The organism is Rhizobium sp. LjRoot258 (assembly GCF_964254185.1).
Taxonomy (GTDB): Bacteria; Pseudomonadota; Alphaproteobacteria; order Rhizobiales; family Rhizobiaceae; genus Rhizobium.
The window spans coordinates 111591-132670 of record NZ_CAXUST020000001.1 but is presented as its reverse complement, the minus strand read 5'-3'; the positions used below and the strand labels follow the sequence as shown (position 1 = coordinate 132670).

At 61.1% G+C, this 21080-nt stretch carries 19 protein-coding genes; 15 read left to right on the top strand and 4 right to left on the bottom strand.

What is annotated here, in order from left to right; genetic code table 11:
• Window positions 1-13 precede the first annotated feature (13 nt).
• Window positions 14-280 (top strand): hypothetical protein, encoded by a 267-nt coding sequence (locus tag ACSQ9D_RS00655; protein ID WP_436280760.1) that lies wholly within the window; start codon window positions 14-16, stop codon window positions 278-280.
• A 1-nt stretch (window position 281) separates the two neighbouring features.
• On the opposite strand, the gene ACSQ9D_RS00650 is transcribed toward ACSQ9D_RS00655, so the two are convergent.
• Window positions 282-1193, bottom strand: coding sequence for an FCD domain-containing protein (locus ACSQ9D_RS00650; RefSeq protein WP_436280759.1), 912 nt, complete (start codon window positions 1191-1193; stop codon window positions 282-284).
• 237 nt (window positions 1194-1430) lie between these two features.
• On the opposite strand from ACSQ9D_RS00650, the gene ACSQ9D_RS00645 reads away from it, so the two are divergent.
• The 7 genes from ACSQ9D_RS00645 to ACSQ9D_RS00615 all read left to right on the top strand — a co-directional run bounded on the left by ACSQ9D_RS00645 (window position 1431) and on the right by ACSQ9D_RS00615 (window position 9397).
• Window positions 1431-2933: a UxaA family hydrolase gene (locus ACSQ9D_RS00645; RefSeq protein WP_436280758.1), complete on the top strand. Its 1503-nt coding sequence runs from the start codon at window positions 1431-1433 to the stop codon at window positions 2931-2933.
• Window positions 2934-2965: 32 nt separating this feature from the next.
• Entirely contained in the window at window positions 2966-3985 is a 1020-nt protein-coding gene (locus ACSQ9D_RS00640; protein WP_436280757.1) for an aldo/keto reductase, read from the top strand.
• A gap of 9 nt (window positions 3986-3994) precedes the next feature.
• The gene (locus ACSQ9D_RS00635) at window positions 3995-4441 is read left to right on the top strand and encodes an RbsD/FucU family protein (protein ID WP_436280756.1); all 447 of its coding nucleotides are present in this window, start codon (window positions 3995-3997) and stop codon (window positions 4439-4441) included.
• Between the two features lie 206 nt (window positions 4442-4647).
• Complete coding sequence (locus tag ACSQ9D_RS00630; RefSeq protein ID WP_436280755.1) at window positions 4648-5634, top strand: ABC transporter substrate-binding protein; 987 nt, start codon at window positions 4648-4650, stop codon at window positions 5632-5634.
• Window positions 5635-5758: 124 nt separating this feature from the next.
• Entirely contained in the window at window positions 5759-7309 is a 1551-nt protein-coding gene (locus ACSQ9D_RS00625) for a sugar ABC transporter ATP-binding protein (protein ID WP_436280754.1), read from the top strand.
• A 24-nt stretch (window positions 7310-7333) separates the two neighbouring features.
• Window positions 7334-8308, top strand: a complete 975-nt coding sequence (locus ACSQ9D_RS00620) for an ABC transporter permease (protein WP_436280753.1) — start codon at window positions 7334-7336, stop codon at window positions 8306-8308.
• Window positions 8309-8377: 69 nt separating this feature from the next.
• On the top strand, window positions 8378-9397 hold the full coding sequence (locus tag ACSQ9D_RS00615; protein ID WP_436280752.1) for a zinc-binding alcohol dehydrogenase family protein: 1020 nt from the start codon (window positions 8378-8380) through the stop codon (window positions 9395-9397).
• Here ACSQ9D_RS00615 and ACSQ9D_RS00610 read toward each other — a convergent pair.
• Entirely contained in the window at window positions 9394-10116 is a 723-nt protein-coding gene (locus ACSQ9D_RS00610; protein ID WP_436280751.1) for a copper homeostasis protein CutC, read from the bottom strand. The genes ACSQ9D_RS00615 and ACSQ9D_RS00610 overlap by 4 nt on opposite strands.
• 30 nt (window positions 10117-10146) lie before the next feature.
• On the bottom strand, window positions 10147-11340 hold the full coding sequence (locus ACSQ9D_RS00605) for a LysR family transcriptional regulator (protein ID WP_436280750.1): 1194 nt from the start codon (window positions 11338-11340) through the stop codon (window positions 10147-10149).
• 421 nt (window positions 11341-11761) lie between these two features.
• Between ACSQ9D_RS00605 and osmF the strand changes: the two genes are divergently transcribed.
• The 6 genes from osmF (at window position 11762) to ACSQ9D_RS00575 (ending at window position 18495) form a co-directional block, all read left to right on the top strand.
• The gene (osmF, locus tag ACSQ9D_RS00600) at window positions 11762-12670 is read left to right on the top strand and encodes a glycine betaine ABC transporter substrate-binding protein OsmF (protein ID WP_037114578.1); all 909 of its coding nucleotides are present in this window, start codon (window positions 11762-11764) and stop codon (window positions 12668-12670) included.
• 68 nt (window positions 12671-12738) lie between these two features.
• Window positions 12739-13905 carry an ABC transporter permease gene (locus ACSQ9D_RS00595; RefSeq protein ID WP_436280749.1) on the top strand — a complete coding sequence of 389 codons (1167 nt, stop codon included), beginning with the start codon at window positions 12739-12741 and terminating at the stop codon, window positions 13903-13905.
• Window positions 13902-14846, top strand: coding sequence for an ABC transporter ATP-binding protein (locus tag ACSQ9D_RS00590; RefSeq protein WP_436280748.1), 945 nt, complete (start codon window positions 13902-13904; stop codon window positions 14844-14846). The genes ACSQ9D_RS00595 and ACSQ9D_RS00590 overlap by 4 nt, the downstream gene beginning before the upstream one ends.
• On the top strand, window positions 14843-15592 hold the full coding sequence (locus ACSQ9D_RS00585; RefSeq protein ID WP_037114586.1) for an ABC transporter permease: 750 nt from the start codon (window positions 14843-14845) through the stop codon (window positions 15590-15592). The genes ACSQ9D_RS00590 and ACSQ9D_RS00585 overlap by 4 nt, the downstream gene beginning before the upstream one ends.
• A gap of 47 nt (window positions 15593-15639) precedes the next feature.
• Complete coding sequence (locus ACSQ9D_RS00580) at window positions 15640-16035, top strand: VOC family protein (protein WP_436280747.1); 396 nt, start codon at window positions 15640-15642, stop codon at window positions 16033-16035.
• Window positions 16036-16044: 9 nt separating this feature from the next.
• Window positions 16045-18495: a glycoside hydrolase family 2 protein gene (locus tag ACSQ9D_RS00575; protein ID WP_436280746.1), complete on the top strand. Its 2451-nt coding sequence runs from the start codon at window positions 16045-16047 to the stop codon at window positions 18493-18495.
• A gap of 119 nt (window positions 18496-18614) precedes the next feature.
• Here ACSQ9D_RS00575 and ACSQ9D_RS00570 read toward each other — a convergent pair whose 3' ends face one another.
• Window positions 18615-19007, bottom strand: coding sequence for a PRC-barrel domain-containing protein (locus ACSQ9D_RS00570; protein WP_436280745.1), 393 nt, complete (start codon window positions 19005-19007; stop codon window positions 18615-18617).
• Between the two features lie 248 nt (window positions 19008-19255).
• Here ACSQ9D_RS00570 and ACSQ9D_RS00565 point away from each other — a divergent pair, with 248 nt between their 5' ends.
• Window positions 19256-20956, top strand: coding sequence for a long-chain fatty acid--CoA ligase (locus ACSQ9D_RS00565; RefSeq protein WP_436280744.1), 1701 nt, complete (start codon window positions 19256-19258; stop codon window positions 20954-20956).
• Window positions 20957-21080 lie beyond the last annotated feature (124 nt).

Sequence of the window (21080 nt, the reverse complement as noted above, 5' to 3'; positions counted from 1 at the left end):
CCTCGCCACCCTTATGAACTGTACTGTTGCGGCGATTGCGCTCTGTTCGTTCGTCGCTCCTGCCATGGCTGACAGCGTGACCGTGACGCGCAAACGGAGCGACGACGATTATGGTCGTGTGCGTCCCGGAATTACCATCAACGAGCAGGGCATCAGAGTTGGCGCCGTGCGAGATCGTGACCGACACTATCGCGATGGCTGCAACACCAAGACGGTCAGAACAATGACCGATGATGGCGGCGAGGTCACCAACTCGGCTTCGGCCGGGTTTTCTTTTTAGATCAACTCTCTGCCAGAAACTCGTCGGAAGGCGCCTGCGGAATCGATTGTAGCAACGTCTGCCTCGCCGAGCGCAAATGCAGGCGACAGGAGAAATCAATCGCCGCCTGATCGCGCGATTCCAGTGCGGCGATATAATCCAGGTGCTCGTGAATGGCGCGTTCGTTGCGCTCGCGTGCGAAAGCTTTGTTCCACTGGTAGTGATAGTGAAAGATGATCGCGATCGCATCGTAAAAATCGGCGATGAAGCGATTCTTCGACGCTGCGTGAATGAGCAGATGGAATCGTTCGTCGAGGGTTGAAAACTCCTTGTAGCGCGCGTCGAGATCGCGCAGCATCGACTGGTGCTCGGCCTTGATGTCCGACAGCGCACGCCATGCGTCGCTCTCAGGTGGAAGCTTGCCGAATTCAGCCGCCGAATGCAGCTCGAACATCTCGCGCACGTCGGCCAACTCCAGCGCAAAATCGCGTGTAAATCCCTTGAGAATCCAGTGGCTGTTCGGGCGCTTCTCGATCAGGCCGAACCGCGAAAAGCGGATCAGAAACTCGCGGACACTGGTCGTGCCGGTCCCGATCTCGCGCGCGAGTTCCAACTCATTGATCTGCATGCCGGGTGCTGCATCATCCGACAGGATGCGCTGCATAAAGCTGCGCTCAATAATGTCGTGCAGCGAATCCGTCTCCTCCGACGGGAAGAGATCGGCCTCGGTCGGCAGTCGCAGGACGACCTTCTGGCGCTTGTTCCAGCGAATGATGCCGGAATCGCTGAGCCTTGTCAGGATTGCCCGGGCAGTGCTGCGGCTGATGCCGAGCTGGGCCGCGATGTCCGGCTCCGACGGCAGCGCCGCATCCGTGCGCAAAGCGGCGGCATAGCGGTTGTATGCTTCCTTGAAGACTGTATTCTGCCTTGCCATGCGCACCCGCCCTCTTGCCCCGGCAACACGGATCGGCCGGCCGCAGGGTGCGGCGCGAAGCGTGGCAGAAGCTTATCTCTTAGCAATCCTTATCTTATTTTGGATTGCATGCGGCTGTTTGCCTCCCTCGTCCACAGGATCAATAATCCCGTTGACTTGAAAATGTTTATTGTAGATAAAAAACAAAATCAATGAGCATTCGCCGACGCAGCGAGTGTTTCCCTAGGGAGAAGACTGTTGACCAAAGACCCCTGGATCATCTTGTCTGCCGGCGACAACGTTGCGGTCGCTACAGCGACAATCCCCTCCGGCACGACGGTCGCCGGCATCCAGACACGCGAGAAGATCGATCCCGGCCACAAGATCGCACTGGCCGATATTCCGCTCGGCCAGCCCGTCGTCAAATACGGGCAGGCGATCGGGCGGACGACGGCCGATGTGAAGGCCGGCGACCATATTCACAGCCACAATCTCCATTTCGAGAACGATCGCCTCGCTGCAACCGCCAACTCGGCGCCCGAGGAAGCAAGTGCCGCCGACCGGGCGCGCACTTTCATGGGCTATCGTCGTGCCGACGGTCGCTCGGCGACACGCAACTACATCGGCATCATTGCCAGCGTGAACTGTTCCACCACGGTCTGTCGCGCAATCGCCGACGAGGCCAACCGGACGATATTGCCGTATTTCGACGGCATCGACGGTTTCGTGCCGATCGTGCATGACCAGGGCTGCGGCATGAGCTCCACCGGCGACGGCATGGCGGTGCTGCACCGGACCCTTGCCGGCTATACCAGGCATGTGAACTTCGGCGGCGTGCTGATGATCGGCCTCGGCTGCGAAGTCAACCAGCTCACGCTCTACGGCCAAAGCGGCGCAGGCAATTCCAAGCGCCATTTCAACATCCAGGATGCTGGCGGCTCACGCCGTGCAGTCGAGCGCGCCATGGGCATGCTTCGCGAGATCGCACAGGATGTCGGCAAGGAAAAGCGGGTGCCGCTGCCGATCAGCGACATCGTCATCGGTCTGCAGTGCGGCGGTTCTGATGGCTTTTCCGGCATCACCGCGAACCCGGCGCTTGGAGTTGCCGCCGACTTGCTGGCGGCTGCCGGCGGCACGGCAATCCTTTCCGAAACCTCCGAGATCTACGGTGCCGAGCACCTGCTTCGCAGCCGTGCAGTCAACGACGAGGTTGCCAGGAAGCTCGACGACAAGATCGCGTGGTGGGAGAAGTACGTGGCGTTGCACGGGGCATCGCTCGACAACAATCCCTCGCCGGGCAACAAGCGCGGCGGCCTGACGACCATCCTGGAAAAATCGCTCGGTGCCGTTGCCAAGGGCGGTCGTTCCCCGTTGACGGCCGTCTATGGCTATGCCGAGCGCGTCAGCGCGCCGGGTCTCGTCTTCATGGACACCCCAGGCTACGATCCGGTCTCCGCAACCGGCCAGGTAGCCGGCGGCGCGAACATGATCGCCTTCACTACCGGCCGCGGCAGCTGCTTCGGCTGTCGTCCGGCGCCTTCGATCAAGCTTTCCAGCAATTCGGCGCTGTATGCCTCTATGGAAGAGGATATGGATATCGACTGCGGCACGATCGCGACAGGCGATGCGACGATCAGCGGCAAGGGCCGCGAGATCTTCGACCTGATCATCGACACGGCGTCGGGCAAGAAGACGAAGAGCGAAGAATTCGGCTACGGCGACAATGAGTTCGTGCCGTGGCATCTCGGAGCGACGCTCTAAATCACACGCATCAGGTCTTCAGAGGAGGAATAATGAAGACGAGGAGGATCGGCAGCACGCAGCTGGAGGTGACCGAAGTGAGCTTCGGTGGCGCCGCTCTCGGCGGCCTGTATCGCGCCTGCCCGCGCGAGCAGGCCATGGAGACACTGGAAGCCGCCTGGGACAGCGGCATTCGCTACTTCGATGTCGCGCCGTGGTATGGCCTCGGCCTGGCCGAGCGTCGCTTCGGCGACTTCCTGCGCGACAAGCCGGAGAAGGAGTGGGTGCTCTCGAGCAAGGTCGGCCGGCTGCTGCGCCCGGTGCCGACGGGGACGGTTCCAGACTACAGCTATGTCGATCCGCTCTCCTTCGATGCCGACTACGACTATTCCTACGATGGCATCATGCGTTCGGTGGAGTTCAGCTACGCCCGTCTTGGACTGAACCGGATCGATATCCTCTATGTGCATGATATCGGCGGGTACACGCATGGTGCGGCGAAGAACGCCGTCCTTCAGAAGCAATTCCTGGATAGCGGCATCAAGGCGTTGGAGGAGCTGAAATCCTCCGGTGCGATCAAGGCCTTCGGGCTCGGTGTCAACGAGGTGCCGGTCTGCCTCGACGTGATGCGCAATGCCGACATCGACTGCATCCTGATGGCCGGTCGCTACACCCTACTCGATCGGTCGGCGGTTGCTGAACTGCTGCCGCTCTGCAGGAAGAAGGGCACATCGCTCGTGGTCGGCGGCGTCTTCAATTCAGGCATCCTTGCAACCGGACCCGTGCCCGGCTCGCATTTCGACTACATGCCCGCGACAGATGAAGTGCTCGCCAAGGTCGCGGGCATGGAAGAGATTGCCGTTAAGCACGGTGTTCCGTTGGCCGCCCCTGCGCTGCAATTTCCGCTCCGCGATCCGCTCGTCGCGTCCGTGCTGATCGGCACGGCCAAGGCATCGAGCCTGCAGCGCAACATGCAGCTTTTCGAGCCGGCCTTGCCAAACTCCATCTTCCCGGAATTCGAAGCTCTGACGCTCGTCGCGCCGCCACTCGGCGACGACGCCGTGCGTGTTTAAGGACCGACCATGCTCAAAGGCATCCATCCCATCCTCAATCCCGACCTGCTGCGCGCGATCGCCTGCATGGGGCACGGCGACGACATCGTCATTGCCGACGCCAATTTCCCGTCGAGCACGATGGGACCGGAGGTCATTCGCGCCGACGGCGTCAGCGCGACCGACATGGCCGAGGCCATCCTGACGCATTTTCCGCTCGATACGTTCGTGCCGGAAACGGCGTGGCGCATGGAGGTGGTTGGCGATCCGAAGGCAGTGCCCGAAGTTTGTGCCGAATTTCAGGAAATCGTGTCGAGGCGCGCTGGCGACTTCAGTATCGCCTCCCTCGAACGCTTTGCCTTTTATGAGCGCGCTCGCACGGCTGCCTATATCGTGGCGACGACAGAATTCCGGCTCTACGGCAACTTGATTTTGAAGAAAGGCGTTGTTCACCCGCATGAAGTCTATCGCGGCTGACAGAACTTCAGATTGCGGTTGAATAATTGTAAAAACAACTACTTGCGGCGAACGAAGAAACGACAATCGAGCCTGCCGAGCCACTTGCAATTTGACTTTCGCTCGGCTAGCTTCTCGTGGTAAATGTTTTTTATCGATAAAAATCGCCCGCCTGCGTTCAGCGGTACGGTTTGTCAGGAGGAGAACGCATCTTGGAGGAGAACTACATGCGCATGAAATCCATTCTCTCCCGCCGAGCCTTCACGGCTCTCGCGGGTGCTGCCGTTATCGCCACCGCAATGCCGGTGACGTCGTTTGCGGCTGACGTGACGATCCCGATCATCGTCAAGGACACGACGTCCTTCTACTGGCAGATCGTTTTGGCCGGCGCCCGCGCTGCTGGCAAGGATCTCGGCGTCAACGTGCCGGAACTCGGCGCGCAGGCCGAATCCGACATTAACGGCCAGATCAGCATTCTTGAGAACGCCGTTGCCGGCAAGCCGGCTGCAATCGTGATCTCGCCGACGGAGTTCAAGGCGCTCGGCAAGCCGATCGATGAAGCCGCCAAGTCCGTTCCGATCATCGGCATCGACTCGGGCGCCGACTCCAAGGCGTTTAAGTCGTTCCTGACGACCGACAACGTTCAGGGCGGTCGCATCGCAGCCGACGGCCTTGCCGCGGCCATCAAGGAAATGACCGGCAAGGAAGAGGGCGAAGTCGTCATCCTCACCAACCTTCCGGGCGTCGGCTCGCTTGAGCAGCGCCGCGAAGGTTTCCTGGATCAAGTGAAGACGAAGCATCCCGGCCTTAAGGTCATTGCCGACAAATACGGTGATGGCCAGGCGACGACCGGCCTCAACATGATGACCGATCTGATCACGGCCAATCCTAACCTTGTGGGTGTTTTCGCCTCGAACCTCATCTTGGGACAGGGTGTCGGCCAGGCGATTGCGGAGAACAAGCTCGGCGACAAGATCAAGGTCATCGCCTTTGATAGCGACGGCAAGACGGTTGGCTTCCTCAAGGACGGCTCGCTTGCCGGTCTCGTCGTTCAGGATCCCTACCGCATGGGCTATGACGGCGTGAAGACGGCACTCGCCGTATCCAAGGGCGAGAAGGTCGAAGAGAAGGTCGATACGGGCGCCAACCTGGTCACGAAGGCCAACATGAGCGACCCGAAGATCGACGCTCTGCTGAATCCGAAGATTAAGTAAAACATGTGACAATGGCCGCGCGAGACAAATCCCGCGCGGCCTTTCCTTCACCTGTGTTATCGTCCGCATCAGGACCGCGGACGGCCGGTGGAAAGACGGCAATTCGCGAGGAGGAGACGCGCCAATGAGCCTGGAAGAGGTCAGTCATCGCCACGATGACAGCGCCACGCTGACGGAGGCAAACCGCATTCCCGCGGGCGCCCCGATCCTCGAACTCAAGGGATTGCAGAAGAATTACGGCTACGTGCAGGCGCTGAAACCGGCGACGGTAACGTTCCTGGCCGGCGAGATTCATGCGATCGTCGGTGAGAATGGCGCTGGCAAGTCGACGCTGATCAAGCTGCTGACCGGCGTTATCACCAGAACGGCAGGCGAGATTTTATGGTGCGGTCATCCAGTCGCCCTCGCGACGCCCAACGAGGCGATCGCGCGCGGCATCAACGCCGTGCACCAGGAAGTCGTGCTTTGCCCGCATCTGACGGTCGCGGCCAACCTCTTCCTTGGCGACGAGGTCAATCAATATGGCCTGATGCGCAAGAGAGAGATGGAGAAGATGGCGCAGGCCGTGCTCGACGATCTCGGCTTCGGGCTACCAGCCGGCGTCCCGCTCGCCGATCTGACGATCGGCCAGCAGCAGCTCGTCGCGACGGCGCGTGCGGCGATGCGCGGCACCCAGTTTCTGATCTTCGACGAACCGACCGCTTACCTCACGCGTCAGGAATCGGCGCAGCTTTTCAAGCTGATCCGTCGCCTGCAGGGCGAAGGCGTGACGATCGTCTACATCAGCCACCGCATGGAAGAGGTATTCGAGCTCGCGGATCGTGTCTCAGTGCTGCGCGACGGCACGCATGTCGGCACGCGCGCCATCGGCGAGACGAACGAGGTCGAGCTGATCGCTCTCATGATCAACCGCTCGATCGAGCAGATCTATCATAAGGAAGAGATCCCGATCGGAGAAACGATCCTCGACGTGCGCGGGCTTTCCGGGCCGGGCTTCGAGAACGTGTCGCTCTCGGTCAAGGCCGGGCAGATCGTCGGCCTCTACGGCCTGATCGGTGCGGGGCGAAGCGAATTCGCGCTGGGCCTCTTCGGCCGGGAAAAGACGACGGCCGGTGAGATCCACTGGATGGGCAGGAAGGTCGATATCAACAACGAGCGCACCGCGATGGAGCTCGGGATTGCGCTGGCGCCGGAGAGCCGCCGCGACCAGGGTCTTTGCCTCAACCTGCCGATCGGGCTCAACATCAATCTCCCCGTCTTCAAGCGGATGAGCAAGGGCCCGGTTATCAGCCACAGGGAGGAATCGCAGAACGCCGACCAGCAGATCCGTGACCTTTCGATCAAGACGCCAAGCCGGCGCGTCCTCGTGTCCGCGATGTCGGGCGGCAATCAGCAGAAGGTCGTCATTGGCAAGTGGCTGAGCTACGGCGCACGCCTCTTCATCTTCGACGAGCCGACCGTGGGCGTCGACGTTGGCACGAAGGCGGAAATTTACCGCCTGTTTGCCAAGCTTCTGAAGCAGGGGGCCGGGATCATCCTGATCTCGTCCTATCTGCCGGAGGTTTACGAGCTTGCCGACCGGTTGCACGTTTTCCGCCGCGGCCAGCTCGTCGCGAGCCACGACTTCCACGCGGCAACGCACGAAGAAGTGCTCAGCGAAGCGATCGGCGTCTAAAAGAAAAAGAGGGAGAGAAAACCAATGACCGTAGCCCCGACCGAAATCGCCGCGCCGCCGCCGCGTCGAAAAGTGAATATCCTCTTCGGCCTGACCCTTATCGGTCTTTTGGCCTGTCTCTGGATCCTTCTCGGCTTCGTGACCGTCAGCTTCTGGACGCCGCTGAACATCTCCAACCTGTTGCGCCAAGGTGCAATGACGGCGATCCTGGCGCTCGGCCAGACCTTCGTGATCATCACCGCCGGCATCGACCTTTCGGTCGGCGCGATCGTCGGCTTCACCAGCGTCATCCTCGCCTGGCTGCTGCAGGCGGGCGTGCCGGTCTGGGCGTCCATCCTGATAACACTGCTGATCGGCGTCGCCATCGGCGCGTTCCATGGCTTCGGCATCGTAAAAATGGGGCTACCACCCTTCATCATCACGCTGGCAACGCTCACGTCGCTGCGCGGTATCGGGCTTTTGATCACCAACGGTTCGACGATCAATATCGTCAACGAGCCTTTCACGAACTTTGCCCGCGCCGATTTTCTCGGCGTGCCGAGCCTGTTCTGGATGGTCATTCTCGTCGCGGTTCCGTCCTTTGTCTTTCTGCATCTGAGCCGTTGGGGGCGCTATCTCTTTGCCGTCGGCTCGAACCGCGAAGCCGCCCGCCTGTCGGGCGTCCGGGTGAACGGCATCATCTACCTTGCCTACATTCTCTCGGCGACTTTCGCTGCGTTCGTCGGCGTTCTGCTTGCCTCGCGCATCGCGATCGGCAATGCGACGCAGGCGGACGGATGGGAGCTGCAGGCGATCGCCTCCTCGGTGATCGGCGGCACGAGCCTCTTCGGCGCTGTCGGTTCGGTTCACGGGCCGCTCATCGGCGCCTTTATTCTGGCGACCATCAACAATGGTGCGAACCTGCTCAACGTCAACTCGTTCTGGCAGCGCATCATCACCGGTCTGCTGATCATCGTGATCGTCTACTTCGATCAACTGCGCCGCCGCCGCAGCGCGTAAGCCGCGGCGCGGGGACGCGAAGCCGGCCCCAGAGGCCGGCTTCTTCAATTTCAGGAATGCGAGACCATCATGAAAGCAGTGCTCTGCCAAGAACCCGGCGTCCTCGAACTCGTGGAGCGCCTCTCCCCCGGCACGCCGTCAGCCGGTTGGGTCCGCCTTGCGGTCAGTCATGTCGGCATCTGTGGCACTGACTACCACATCTTCGAGGGAAAGCATCCGTTCCTCGAATATCCGCGCGTGATGGGGCACGAGATCTCGGCGACGGTTCTGGAAGCCGGTGACGGCGTCGCCATGGCAGTCGGCACGCCTGTCATCGTCAACCCCTATCTTTCGTGCGGCAACTGTGTCGCCTGCCGCCAGGGCAAGCCGAATTGCTGCACAGACATTAAGGTACTCGGCGTGCATACCGACGGAGCCTTTTGTGATGAGATCACGGTGCCGGCTGGCAATCTCTATGCTGCAAAGGGCGTGAGCCTGGAGGCCGCGGCCACGACCGAGTTCCTGGCAATCGGCGCCCATGCCGTTCGCCGTTCGATGGCGCCGACCGGATCACGCTCACTCGTCATCGGTGCAGGTCCGATCGGGCTCGGGGCCGCGATCTTCTCGCGGATTGCCGGGCATGACGTGACACTGCTCGACACCAGCCGGGAGCGGCTGCAGATGGCCGCAGATCGGTTTGGCTTTTCCTCGGGCATCGTTGCGGACGAAAATACTGCCGAGGCAGTCAAGGCCAAGACGAGCGGCGATGGTTTCGACGTCGTCTTCGATGCCACCGGCTATGGCCCTTCGATGGAAAAGGCCTTCGGCTTCGTCGCCCATGGCGGCGCGCTGGTGCTGGTCAGCGTCGTGAAGGACGACATCCGTTTCTCCGATCCGGAGTTTCACAAGCGCGAAATGATGGTGATCGGCAGCCGCAACGCTACCCGCGTCGATTTCGAACATGTCGCGGATTCGATCGCCAAGGGCCTCGTGCCCGTCGAGCAGTTGATCACTCACCGAACGACCCTGGCGGATGCACCGCGCGACTTGGCACGCTGGGCGCACGAAAAAAATGGCCTGATCAAAGCTGTTATCAAGGTCAGCGCCTAAATGGCCTCGATCGCCGCCTGCATCTGACGGACGACGTCAGCATCCGTCCGGCTCGTCGTCGCTGCTTCGAAGCCGAAGGCAACGGCCCGTGGATCGATGCTGTCGATCCGTGAGCTGCAAGAGGCGTGAACCTCGCTCGCCCCGGTGGCTCGTAGTATATCGGCGACGTTGCCCGGTCTCAGGCCACTGCCGGGCATGATCGAGATACGGCCAGCCGCCTTGCTGGAAAGACGGCTCAACGTCTCGAGGCCGTCGATCGCCTTCGGCACGCAACCTGATGTCAGGATGCGCTCACAGCCAAGCTCGATCACCTGTTCCAGCGCCGCATCGGCATCCGGGACGAGGTCGAAGGCCCGGTGGAGCGTCGATCCAAGTCCCTCGGCCCGAGCCTTTAGCCGGCTGATCAGAGGCATATCCAATGTGCCGTCCACGCGGTTGGCGCCGATGACAACCCCGGCGAGGCCAAAGGCGCGCACGGCATCGATATCGGCCATCATCGCCTCCTCGTCAGCCGCATCGAATACGAAGGGCCCGGCATGCGGCCGGATCATCGCATAGACAGGAATAGGTGCTGCGGCAGCAGCCTTCATGAGACCTGCGAGCGGCGTCAGTCCGCCAAGCTCCAGAGCCGAGCAGAGTTCGATACGACCGGCGCCGCCCAAGATTGCAGCCGCAAGGCCCTGTGGGCTATCCACGCATACTTCCAGCAAAACGGCCACGCTCGAATCTCCTTCTCCGCCACTGTCTCTTTAAGCGAAGGCAGTCTCTTGCGCGACGGGCTCGGCAATTATTTTGGCGACGGCGTCGATGATCATGGCGCTTGCATCTGCTGAGGCTTTCCGATGGTTGAAGGCGATGTGATAGGACATCGGAATATACTCGTCGAGCTCGACGATCCGAACCTTGCCGGCAATAGGCATGGCGCTGACGCGGCCGAGAAACGAGATGTAGCCGTGGTTGGCGACAAGGTCGACGATGACCGGTAGCGAGTCGGCCGCCGTGATGTCCTGGTTTCGGTATCGGCGATTGTTGGTGCGCTCATGGCTCAGCGCCATCGTGGCGTGTCCGAGACCGGTCCGCGAACTCGGCGTGCAGATCGCGTGACTTTCGACAAGTTCGGCCACAGTCCGCTCCCGGCTCTGCGGCGGCGCGATAAGAACCATATTCGTCTGCAGCAGTTCGCGGTGCTGGAAACGCTCAAGGCCGAAGACGGAATCGAGAATTGCAACATCGATACGGCCGGCTTTGAGGGCTTCCCGCAAATCATCCGCGGTCATCAACACCAGCGAGATCGCGTTCTTATTGCCGCCGGCATTCCATTCGGCGACGAGCGCGCCAAGGCATCGCGCAACCCAACTTTCAGATCCCGTTGGAATGATCGAACCGATGCGGAGCGCCCGCGCCGTGCGCTGATAGCGCTCGTCGGCGGATGCCTTCAGTTCATTCCATCCCTGAGCGATTGCCTGGAAGATGGCATAGACCTGGTTGCCCTGCTCAGTCAGCGCAGAGCCTTGAGCCTGCCGCTCGAACAGGCGATGACCCAGCGCCTTCTCCAAAGTCGCGATCTGAAGCGAAAGCTGCGGCTGACCAAGCTTCAGCCGCCGAGCCGCACGGTTGATGCTGCCCTGGTCGGCGACCTCGAGAAAACGTTCCATGGTGGCGATCTTGAACGGCAGGCGCGATGGCCTGTCAGTTCCCATCCATCCCGCCAGCGCCTCGGCCGACTGCACAATCGGCCGGAGCTTTTCACGAACGTCGTCGCTGGCAAGCAACGTCGCAAGCTCGCCGGAACTGCGCTCGGTCAGTTTGAGCGCCAATTCGATCTCAAGGTTGCGGACTGCTGTCGAGACGGTCGATGCCGCGAGTGAAAGGTTTCGTGCCGTCTCTCTGACCGAGCCGGACGAGAGCACGTGACTAGCAACAAACAACGTGCCGAGCTGCAACCGCTTTCTCCGTAACGATATGAAAAATCGAACGATATGATGTGTTCGCTAAAAAAGATATCCCTGTCGCGAAATCAGAAGGCTATCGTTCTTGCCAACAACAAAACCGGGCGTGGCAGTAGAACCACTGAAATAGCACCGGACATCTGCGGAAACGCGCAAGGGAACAAAAACAAATCGCGGCGGGGATGGAAAAGGAAATGCATTTTCGCGCAAGCGTTTGCATTCACCGCCATAATCACGCCGCGACCGCAAAACTGGAGAGGCTTGCATCGATTTTTTGAACGCGAACACTATTTCCATCACGCACATATTTCCGGCATGATCGCAGCGGGGCTGCTTTCGCCGGTGATTTTATACGTGGGAGCCTTCCGCCGGGGCTTTCCGCGCAGTCAAACGGTGTAAATCAAGGGGACAATCCATGCTGAAGAAATTCGCTCTTGCCGTTTCGCTCTCCGCTTTTGCGGCAGGCGCGGCCCACGCTGCAGACGTCGTCGTTTCATCGAAGATCGATACTGAGGGCACGCTGCTCGGCAACGTGATCGTGCTGGCGCTCAATGCAAACGGCATCAAGACGCAGGACCGCGTTGCGCTCGGCACGACGCCGGTTCTTCGCAAGGCGATCACCGCCGGCGAAATCGACATCTATCCGGAATATACCGGCAATGCCGGCTTCTTCTTCAACAAGGCTGATGACGCAGCCTGGAAGAACCTCGAACAGGGCTACGAGCTTGCGAAGAAGCTCGACTACGATGCCAACAAGATCGTCTGGCTGACTCCATCTCCGGCCAACAACACCTGGGCGCTCGCCGTGCGCAACGACGTCGCCGGTCCGAACAACCTGAAGACCATGTCCGATTTCGGCAAGTGGGTCGCCGGTGGCGGCGCTGCCAAGCTTGTGGCTTCCGCCGAGTTCGTCAACTCGGCCGGCGCGCTGCCGGCGTTCCAGACGACCTATGGCTTCGCGCTGAAGCCGGATCAGGAAATCGTTCTGTCGGGCGGTGACACGGCCGCTACCATCAAGGCCGCAGCCGACCAGACGAACGGTGCCAACACCGCCATGGTCTATGGCACCGACGGTGCGATTCAGGCCGCCGAGCTGACGGTTCTCGAAGACGACAAGAACGTGCAGCAGGTCTATGCGCCGACCGCCATCATTCGCGAGGAAGTGCTGAAGGCAAACCCGAAGATCGAGGAAGTCCTTGCACCAATCTTCAAGAGCCTGAGCGCCGATGAACTGCGCAAGCTGAACGGCAAGATCCAGGTGGATGGCGAACCGGCGAAGTCCGTTGCTGAGGGCTACCTGAAGGAAAAAGGCTTCCTGAAGTAATCTCGTCGCCCGATGCTCCGCCCTGCCCGCGGGCGGAGCAGCCTTTCTGACCGGACAGGGATGGATCGATGGAAGAAACCTTAGCGGTCCGCAAGCTGGACCGGCTCGGCGTGGTGCTTGTGACGGCCGGCGTCGTCGCAACTGCGCTCCTGCCTTTCATCTATGTAAAGGCAAACCGCATCGCCGCCGGAAAGCCCATGCTGCTGACGCAGCTTCTGGACCAGCCGTCCGCCGTCATCCTGACAATCCTCCTCATCGTCACCGCTCTGGCCGTTCTATTCCTGCAAAACGCGCTGCTGCGGCTGGTGATTGCGACCCTCTGCTTTGCGGCACTGCTTGCGACGATCGGGCTTGCGGCCGCAGCATTCACACCGCCGAACAGCAATGCCGCACGCATGACGCCTGGCGGCGGATTCTGGGTGCTGTTCGCGGTCATCGGGCTCATCATCTCGGACGCGCTCGTGAAGATCAGCCTTACCCCGTGGATGCGGATTGCAGCCCTTGCTGCCTACACCGGCCTGCTCGGCATCTTCCTCACCTCGGGTCTGCTCGACAATCTCTCGATCATGAAGGAATTCGCGACCCGGTCCGCGCAATTCTGGACCGAGGCGGTGACCCATCTGCTTCTGGCACTCGGCTCGCTGGCGATCGCCGTCGTCATCGCCCTGCCGCTCGGCATCATCTGTTTCTGGGTACCAAAACTGCGCGCTGCCGTCTTGCAGGCACTGAGCCTGATCCAGACGATCCCGAGCCTTGCGCTTTTCGGTATCCTGATGCTGCCGCTCGGCTATCTCGCAACCCACGTTCCTGCTGCAGCCTCCATTGGCATTCGCGGCATCGGCGCTGCGCCGGCGCTGATCGCGCTCATCCTCTATTCGCTGCTGCCGATCGTTGCCAACACGGTCGTCGGCCTTCAGGGTGTTGATCCCTCAGTGCGCGATGCCGCCGCGGGGATGGGATTAACGCGCCGACAGGTCCTCACCGGCATCGACCTGCCGCTTGCCTTTCCCGTCATTCTCACGGGCATCCGCATCGTGCTTGTGCAGGCGATCGGCCTGGTAACGGTGGCGGCGCTGATCGGTGGCGGCGGCTTCGGGATCTTCATCTTCCAGGGGCTTGGTCAGACGGCCATGGACCTCGTTCTGCTCGGCGCCGTGCCGACCGTTTTCTTCGCCTTCTCGTCGGCCGTCATCCTCGATGCGGTCATCGACAGCATACGGGGATCCGCCGCATGAGCATGATCGAGATCAGGAACGTTACCAAGCGCTACGGCGCGGCAACCGTCGTCGACAATGTCTCGATGGATGTCGAGAAAGGCTCGATTACCGTCATTGTCGGCACCTCGGGCTCGGGTAAATCGACGCTGATGCGGATGATCAACCGTCTGGTGCCGATCACCGCGGGTGAGATTTTTGTCGGCGGCCAGAACGTCATGGACGTGCCGGTGACGGACCTTCGCCGCAAGATCGGCTACGCCATCCAAGGCCACGGTCTTTTTCCGCATCGGACAGTCGCACAGAACATCGCCACGGTACCGCAGCTTCTCGGCTGGGACACGACAAAGATCAACAGCCGCGTCGAAGAACTGCTTGGCCTCTTCAACCTCGATCCGGCGACCTTTGCCGAAAAGTATCCGCACCAGCTTTCCGGCGGCCAGCAGCAGCGCGTCGGCGTTGCGCGAGCGCTGGCGGCGGAGCCGGAACTGCTGCTGATGGACGAGCCGTTCGGCGCGCTCGATCCTGTCATCCGCGGCAAGGCGCAAGACGATCTCCTCGCAATCCAGAAACAGTTCGGCACGACGGTGGTCCTTGTCACGCACGACATGGACGAGGCCTTCCACCTCGGCAACCAGATCGCCGTGATGAGCACCGGCAAGCTGCTGCAATGCTCGACACCGGAGAAAATCCTGACCGAACCGGCCGACCCCTTCGTGCAGCAACTGACCGGCACCTCCGACCGGGCGCTGAAACTGATGTCGCTGCTACCGCTGAAGGAAAGCATGGAGCCGGCAAAGCCGGGTCTGGCTTACACATTGCCGCAATCGCTCAGCCTGCGCGATGCTCTGGCCGAGATGATCTGGCAAGGGGCTGGCGAAGCCGCCGTTCAGGACGCCGACAAGACGCCGGTCGGCTCGATCTCGATGACACGGCTGCTCGAGCTGGGCCGCAAGGCATGAAGCTCGTATTTGCAAACCTTTTCCGTGTTGCCGCACTGCTATTGCTCCTGATCCTGTTGTTCAGGACAGAGTGGCTGTCCTTTCTGCTCGTGCCGTTGACGAGCAACAATGCGCCGGCCGTCTACACGCAAAACAGCCTTCCGCAGCTTGCCGCTTCGCATCTCTTCCTTGTGGCGATCTCGATCGCGGGCAGCGCGGTCCTTGCGATCCTCGGCGGCATTTTCGTTACCCGCAAGAGCGGCGAAGACTTCCTGCCGTTGTCGCGGGCGATCGCCAATGCCGGCCAGACCTTCCCGCCGGTCGCGGTGCTCGCCTTGGCCGTGCCGGCGACCGGCTTCGGTGCCGGACCGACATTGATCGCCCTCTTTCTCTATGGCCTGCTGCCGATCTTCGAGAATACCGTCTCCGGCCTGAAGCAAGTCTCTCCCTCCGTGCTGGATGCCGCCGACGGCATGGGCATGAATGGCACGCAGCGGCTCTTTCGGGTGGAACTGCCGCTCGCCCTGCCGCTCATTCTGGAGGGCCTAAAGGTTGCGACGGTCATCAACATCGGCACCGCGACGATCGGCTCGACGGTGGCGGCCAAGGGGCTTGGCGAAGTCATCATTGCCGGACTGATCTCCGACAACACCGCCTTCATCCTGCAAGGCGGTCTGATCGTCGGCCTGATGGCGGTGCTGATCTATGATGCGCTGGGGCTTATCGAAAACGCGATCACGCAAAGAATTGGCTTGCGCCCGGCATGAGGCGGCGGCTACCAAGACTGCCTTGATGTCGGCAATGGGAGGCAGCCTTGGCCAAGATGATTCACTCCATGATCCGCGTTCTCGACGAGGCGCGCTCCGTCGAGTTCTACGGCAAGGTCTTCGGCCTCGAAGTCGCCGATCGCATCGACTTCGACACCTTCACGCTGATCTACATGAGCAATGACGAGACCGGCTTCGAGCTGGAGCTGACGGTCAACAAGGGGCGCACCGAGCCCTACGATCTCGGCAACGGTTATGGGCATCTTGCTCTCTCCGTCCAGGAAGTCGAGGTCGAGCACAAGCGTCTGACGGAAGCGGGATTGAACCCAGGCAAGATCGTCGAGCTCAATCGCGACGGCAAGCTCTTGGCGCTGTTCTTCTTCATCACCGATCCTGACGGCTACAAGATCGAAGTCCTGCAGCGCCACGGCCGCTACCTCTAAGAGTTTCCCATGATCGAAAAGACCGAACTGAACCGGGGCTGGACTCTTTCCTGCAACGTTGCAGGCCGACCCGATCTGCCAACCGAAATTCCGGCCAAGGTGCCAGGCTGCGTGCATCTCGACCTTCTGTCCAACCGGCTGATCCCAGATCCCTATCTCGACGTCAACGAGATCACCAACGATTGGATCGGGAAGCAAGACTGGAGTTATCGTTGCGTCTTCGATGGATCGCAAGATGCCGGAAAAGTCCGCGAGCTGGTGTTCGACGGTCTTGATACGGTCGCGACGATCGCGCTGAACGGCGAGGAACTCGGCTGCACCTCCAATATGCACCGCACCTATCGCTTCGATGTGTCGGAGCGGCTGAAACGAGGCTCGAACGAGCTCGTTGTGACCTTCCGCTCCGCCTATGCCCATGGCGCGGAGATGGAAGCGCATTACGGCTACCGGCCGAACAACTATCCCGGCCCCGCCAATCTGATGCGCAAGATGGCCTCCAACTTCGGCTGGGACTGGGGGCCGACGCTTGTGACGTCAGGGATCTGGAAGCCGGTGCGGCTGGAAAGCTGGGACCAATCAAGGCTCGCGGAGACGCGGGTTTCGGCAACGCTGGCCGGCGGCGACGGGCGTGTGACGGTTCGCGCGCGCATCGCGCGGCAAGGCGGCGTGGGTGCAAGGCTCGTAGCAAGCATTGCTGGCATCAGCCATGTTGCCGAGCTTGCGGAGGGATCGGACGAAGTCGAGTTCCAGCTGACCGTTCCTGCACCGCAGATCTGGTGGCCGCATCATCTTGGTGCGCAACCGCTCTATCCGCTTCAGCTCGAATTGCGCGACAGCGTAAGCGATGACTTACTCGACAGCTATTCCAAGGCGATCGGCTTCCGCTCCGTCAGGCTCGATACCGCACCCGACGAACACGGCTCCGCCTTCACTTTCGTTATCAACGATGTGCCGCTCTTCCTCTGCGGCGCCAATTGGATTCCCGACGACTGCTTTCCCTCTCGCGTGACGGCAGAGCGCTATGCTTCCCGGATCGAGGAAGCCAAAAAAGCCAACGTCAATCTGCTGCGCGTCTGGGGCGGCGGCATCTTCGAACGCGACGAGTTCTACGAGGCCTGCGACCGCGCCGGCATGCTCGTCTGGCAGGATTTCCTTTTCGCCTGTGCCTCCTACCCCGAAGAAGAGCCGCTGCGCAGCGAGGTCGAGGCGGAGGTGCGCGACAACGTCGTGCGCCTGATGCCGCACCCGTCGCTGATCGTCTGGAACGGCAACAACGAGAATATCTGGGGCTTCGACGAGTGGGGCTGGCGAGCGATCATCAAGGAGGGCGAGAGCTGGGGACTCGGCTACTATCTCGACATTCTGCCGAAGCTCTGTGCAGAGCTCGACCCCGATCGGCCGTACTATCCCGGCAGCCCCTATTCCGGCACGATGGAGATCGAGCCCAATGCCGACGAGCATGGATGCAAGCACATCTGGGACGTGTGGAACGATGTCGGCTACGAGGCCTATCGCAACTACATACCGCGCTTCTGCTCGGAGTTCGGCTGGCAGGCGCCGCCAAACTGGGCGACGATCGAGGAAAGTGTGCATGACGCGCCGCTGACGCCGACCTCGAATGGCGTCTTCCACCATCAGAAGGCGACCCAGGGCAACGACAAGCTGATCCGCGGCCTTGCCGGGCATCTTCCGGTCCCACAGACCATGGATGACTGGCACTTCGCCACGCAGCTCAACCAGGCGCGCGCCATCCGTTTCGCGATCGAGCACATGCGCTCGCACCGCGCCGTCTGCAAGGGCGCCGTCGTCTGGCAGTTCAATGATTGCTGGCCGGTGACCTCCTGGGCGGCACTCGATTCGGCTGGACGCCGCAAGCCGCTCTGGTACGCCATGCAGCAGGCTTTCGACCCGCGGCTCCTCACGATCCGGCCACACGCCGGCGGACTGGCGGCCGTAGCCGTTAACGAGCGGACGCTGTTCTGGCGGGCGAAGATATCAGGCAAGCGCCTGCGGCTGGACGGAACGGTGCTTGCCGAATTCGAGTTCTGGCGGCTGCTCTGCGACCGCTTCGAAGCAAAGGAATTTCCGCTACCGGCTGATATCGCAACGCCGGGCAATGCTGACAGCGAGGTCATCGTCGTGCAGATGCTCGACCGGCGCGCGTTCCACTATTTCGTGGAGGATGTCGATCTCAAGCTTCCGCAGCCGAAGCTGTCGGTCGAGATGAGCCCCAGCGTGGACGGCTATGCGGTGAAGGTAACGGCCGAAACGTTCCTGAAGGATCTCTGCCTGATGGCGGATCGTCTCGACCCGACTGCTGTCGTCGATTCCATGCTGGTGACGCTGCTGCCCGGCGAAAGCCACGTGTTCCAGCTGCAGACTGCAAAACCGCTGTCGGCGGCTGATATCACCATCGGCACGGTACTGCGGTCGGCCAACGATCTCGTCAACGCAAACTGAAAAGGCCCCGTCTGCGACGGGGCCCATCCAGGTCGTTTTACCACGCCTCGCGCCCAAAAGGACTCTTGTGGCGCAGCGCATGTACGCGAGATCAATGGACCGCGCGTGTGCGGACGACGTTACATCCAGTAGGGCGGCACACCATAGTAGTCATAAACTCGGCGGCCATTATCGTTGTACCAGGTGTCGTCATCATCCGCATAGCCCGGCGCGCCTTCGATCTGCTCCTTGGTCAGGTCGATGCGGTAGCCGTCAAGCTGGGTATCGTAGGTCAGCTTTTCCCACGGCAGCGGATAGTGATCGTGGCCGATGCCCATGAAGCCGCCGAACTCGAGCACGGCGTAGGCAACGCGGCCATCCTGCTTGCCGAGGATCAATCGTTCGATCGAGCCGATATGCTTGCCATCGGCGCCAAACACGCGGGTGCCTTCCACGCGGTCGCTGGCAATCAGCGTCGGCGTATCCTTCACATTCGGGTCACGGCGGGTGTTGTCGGCGTCGTGGTGCAGCATCGTGTACCTCCTTCTTGTTTCCTCGTGGTTGGTCCACGGTTTGACAACGCCGCCCTGAACTCAAGGTTCCCGATTCAACGAACCTCATCATCGACACGGCAATATTGACGTTTACGTCAAGGTTAGTGTAACTCTAATCTCAGCTTGAACCATTCAGGCGATGACATAAGCTGCCGTGTTGGAAGATGGAGGATCGTCCAATCGGCTTGCCGGTGGGACCGGCCGGCAGCGAGAGGGAGAGAGACAAGATGAACAGCATTTCCGTCCATCCAGGCGGTGCGAAGCCCGAAAAACCCTGGCTTGCCACCTATCCTGACAGCGTGCCGGCGGAGCTTCCCCCGCTGGAATACTTATCATTGGCGGAATTGCTTGAGAAATCCTGCGCGCGCTATGCCAATCGCACCGCCTTCTCCAGCATGGGCAAGACGCTGACCTACGGCGAGCTTGAACACCAGACGCGCAAGATCGCGGCATGGCTTCAGGGCCTCGGCCTCGAGAAAGGCGACCGTGTCGCCGTCATGATGCCGAACGTGCTGCAGAACCCCGTCGCCGTCTACGGCATCCTGCGTGCCGGCTTTGTCGCGGTGAACGTCAATCCGCTCTACACGCCGCGCGAACTCGAACATCAGTTGCGGGACTCCGGCGCCAAGGCGATCTTCGTGCTGGAGAATTTCGCGCGCACGGTGGAGCAGGTGCTGGTCAAGACCGACGTGCGCCATGTCGTCGTCACCTCACTCGGCGAAATGCTGGGCGCCAAGGGTCTGATCGTCAATCTGCTCGTGCGCAAGGTGAAGAAGCTCGTTCCCTCCTGGTCCATCCCGCAGCATAAGACCTTCAAGCAGGTGCTCGGCGAAGGCGCCCGTAAGGCCCTGAAGCCCGCAAGGCTCAAGGGCGACGATATCGCCTTCCTGCAATACACTGGTGGCACGACGGGCATCGCCAAGGGCGCGGTGCTCACGCACAAGAATCTGCTGTCCAACAAGCTGCAGCTTGAACTCTGGCTGCAATCGGCCTTTGACGGGAAGCCGCGCCCGGAGGTACTGAATTTCCTCTGCGCGTTGCCGCTCTACCATATCTTCGCGCTGACGGTGAATTCGCTGATGGGCATGTCGCTCGGCGCCCACAACATCCTCGTCGCCAACCCGCGTGATATTCCGGCGCTGGTCAAGGAGTTCGGCAAGGTCAACGTCCACATATTCCCGGGCCTCAACACGCTCTTCAACGCGTTGATGAACAATGCCGATTTCGCCAAGGTCGACTTCTCCTCGATGGTGATGTCGCTTGGCGGCGGTATGGCGGTACAGCGGCCGGTTGCGGAGCGCTGGCTGAAGATCACCGGCTCGCATATTACCGAAGGCTATGGTCTCTCTGAGACATCGCCGGTGGCAACGGCAAACCGCTTCGATTCGGCGGAGTTCACCGGCTCGATCGGGCTGCCGATCCCGTCCACCGAACTTGATATTCGCGACGAGGACGGCAACTCGCTGCCGCTTGGCGACATAGGAGAGATCTGCATCCGCGGTCCGCAGGTGATGGCCGGCTACTGGAACAAACCGGAGGAGACGGCGCGGGTGATGACGCCGGACGGCTATTTCCGCACCGGCGACATGGGGTTCATGGATGCGCGCGGTTACACCAAGATCGTCGACAGAAAGAAGGACATGATCCTCGTCTCCGGCTTCAACGTCTATCCGAACGAGATCGAGGAGGTAGCGGCCATGCATCCAGGCATTCTCGAAGCGGCTGCCGTCGGCATTGCCGACGGCCATTCCGGCGAGGCGGTCAAGCTCTTCGTGGTGCGCAAGGACCCGGCGCTGACGGAGGCGGACGTGAAGGCTCATTGCGCTGCAAACCTCACCAACTACAAACGGCCGCGTTTCGTGGAATTCCGCACCGAATTGCCGAAGACGCCGGTCGGAAAGATCCTGCGCAAGGATCTGCGCGGCTGATTTTGACGGTTGCGTGAAATTACGGGCCATCCGCCGCCGCGGGTGGCTTTTTTGCGCTTCGACAGGTCGCCGAACTTGATTTGCGCCCTACAAAGCGAATAGTTTCCGCGACCCTCTCGCCCTG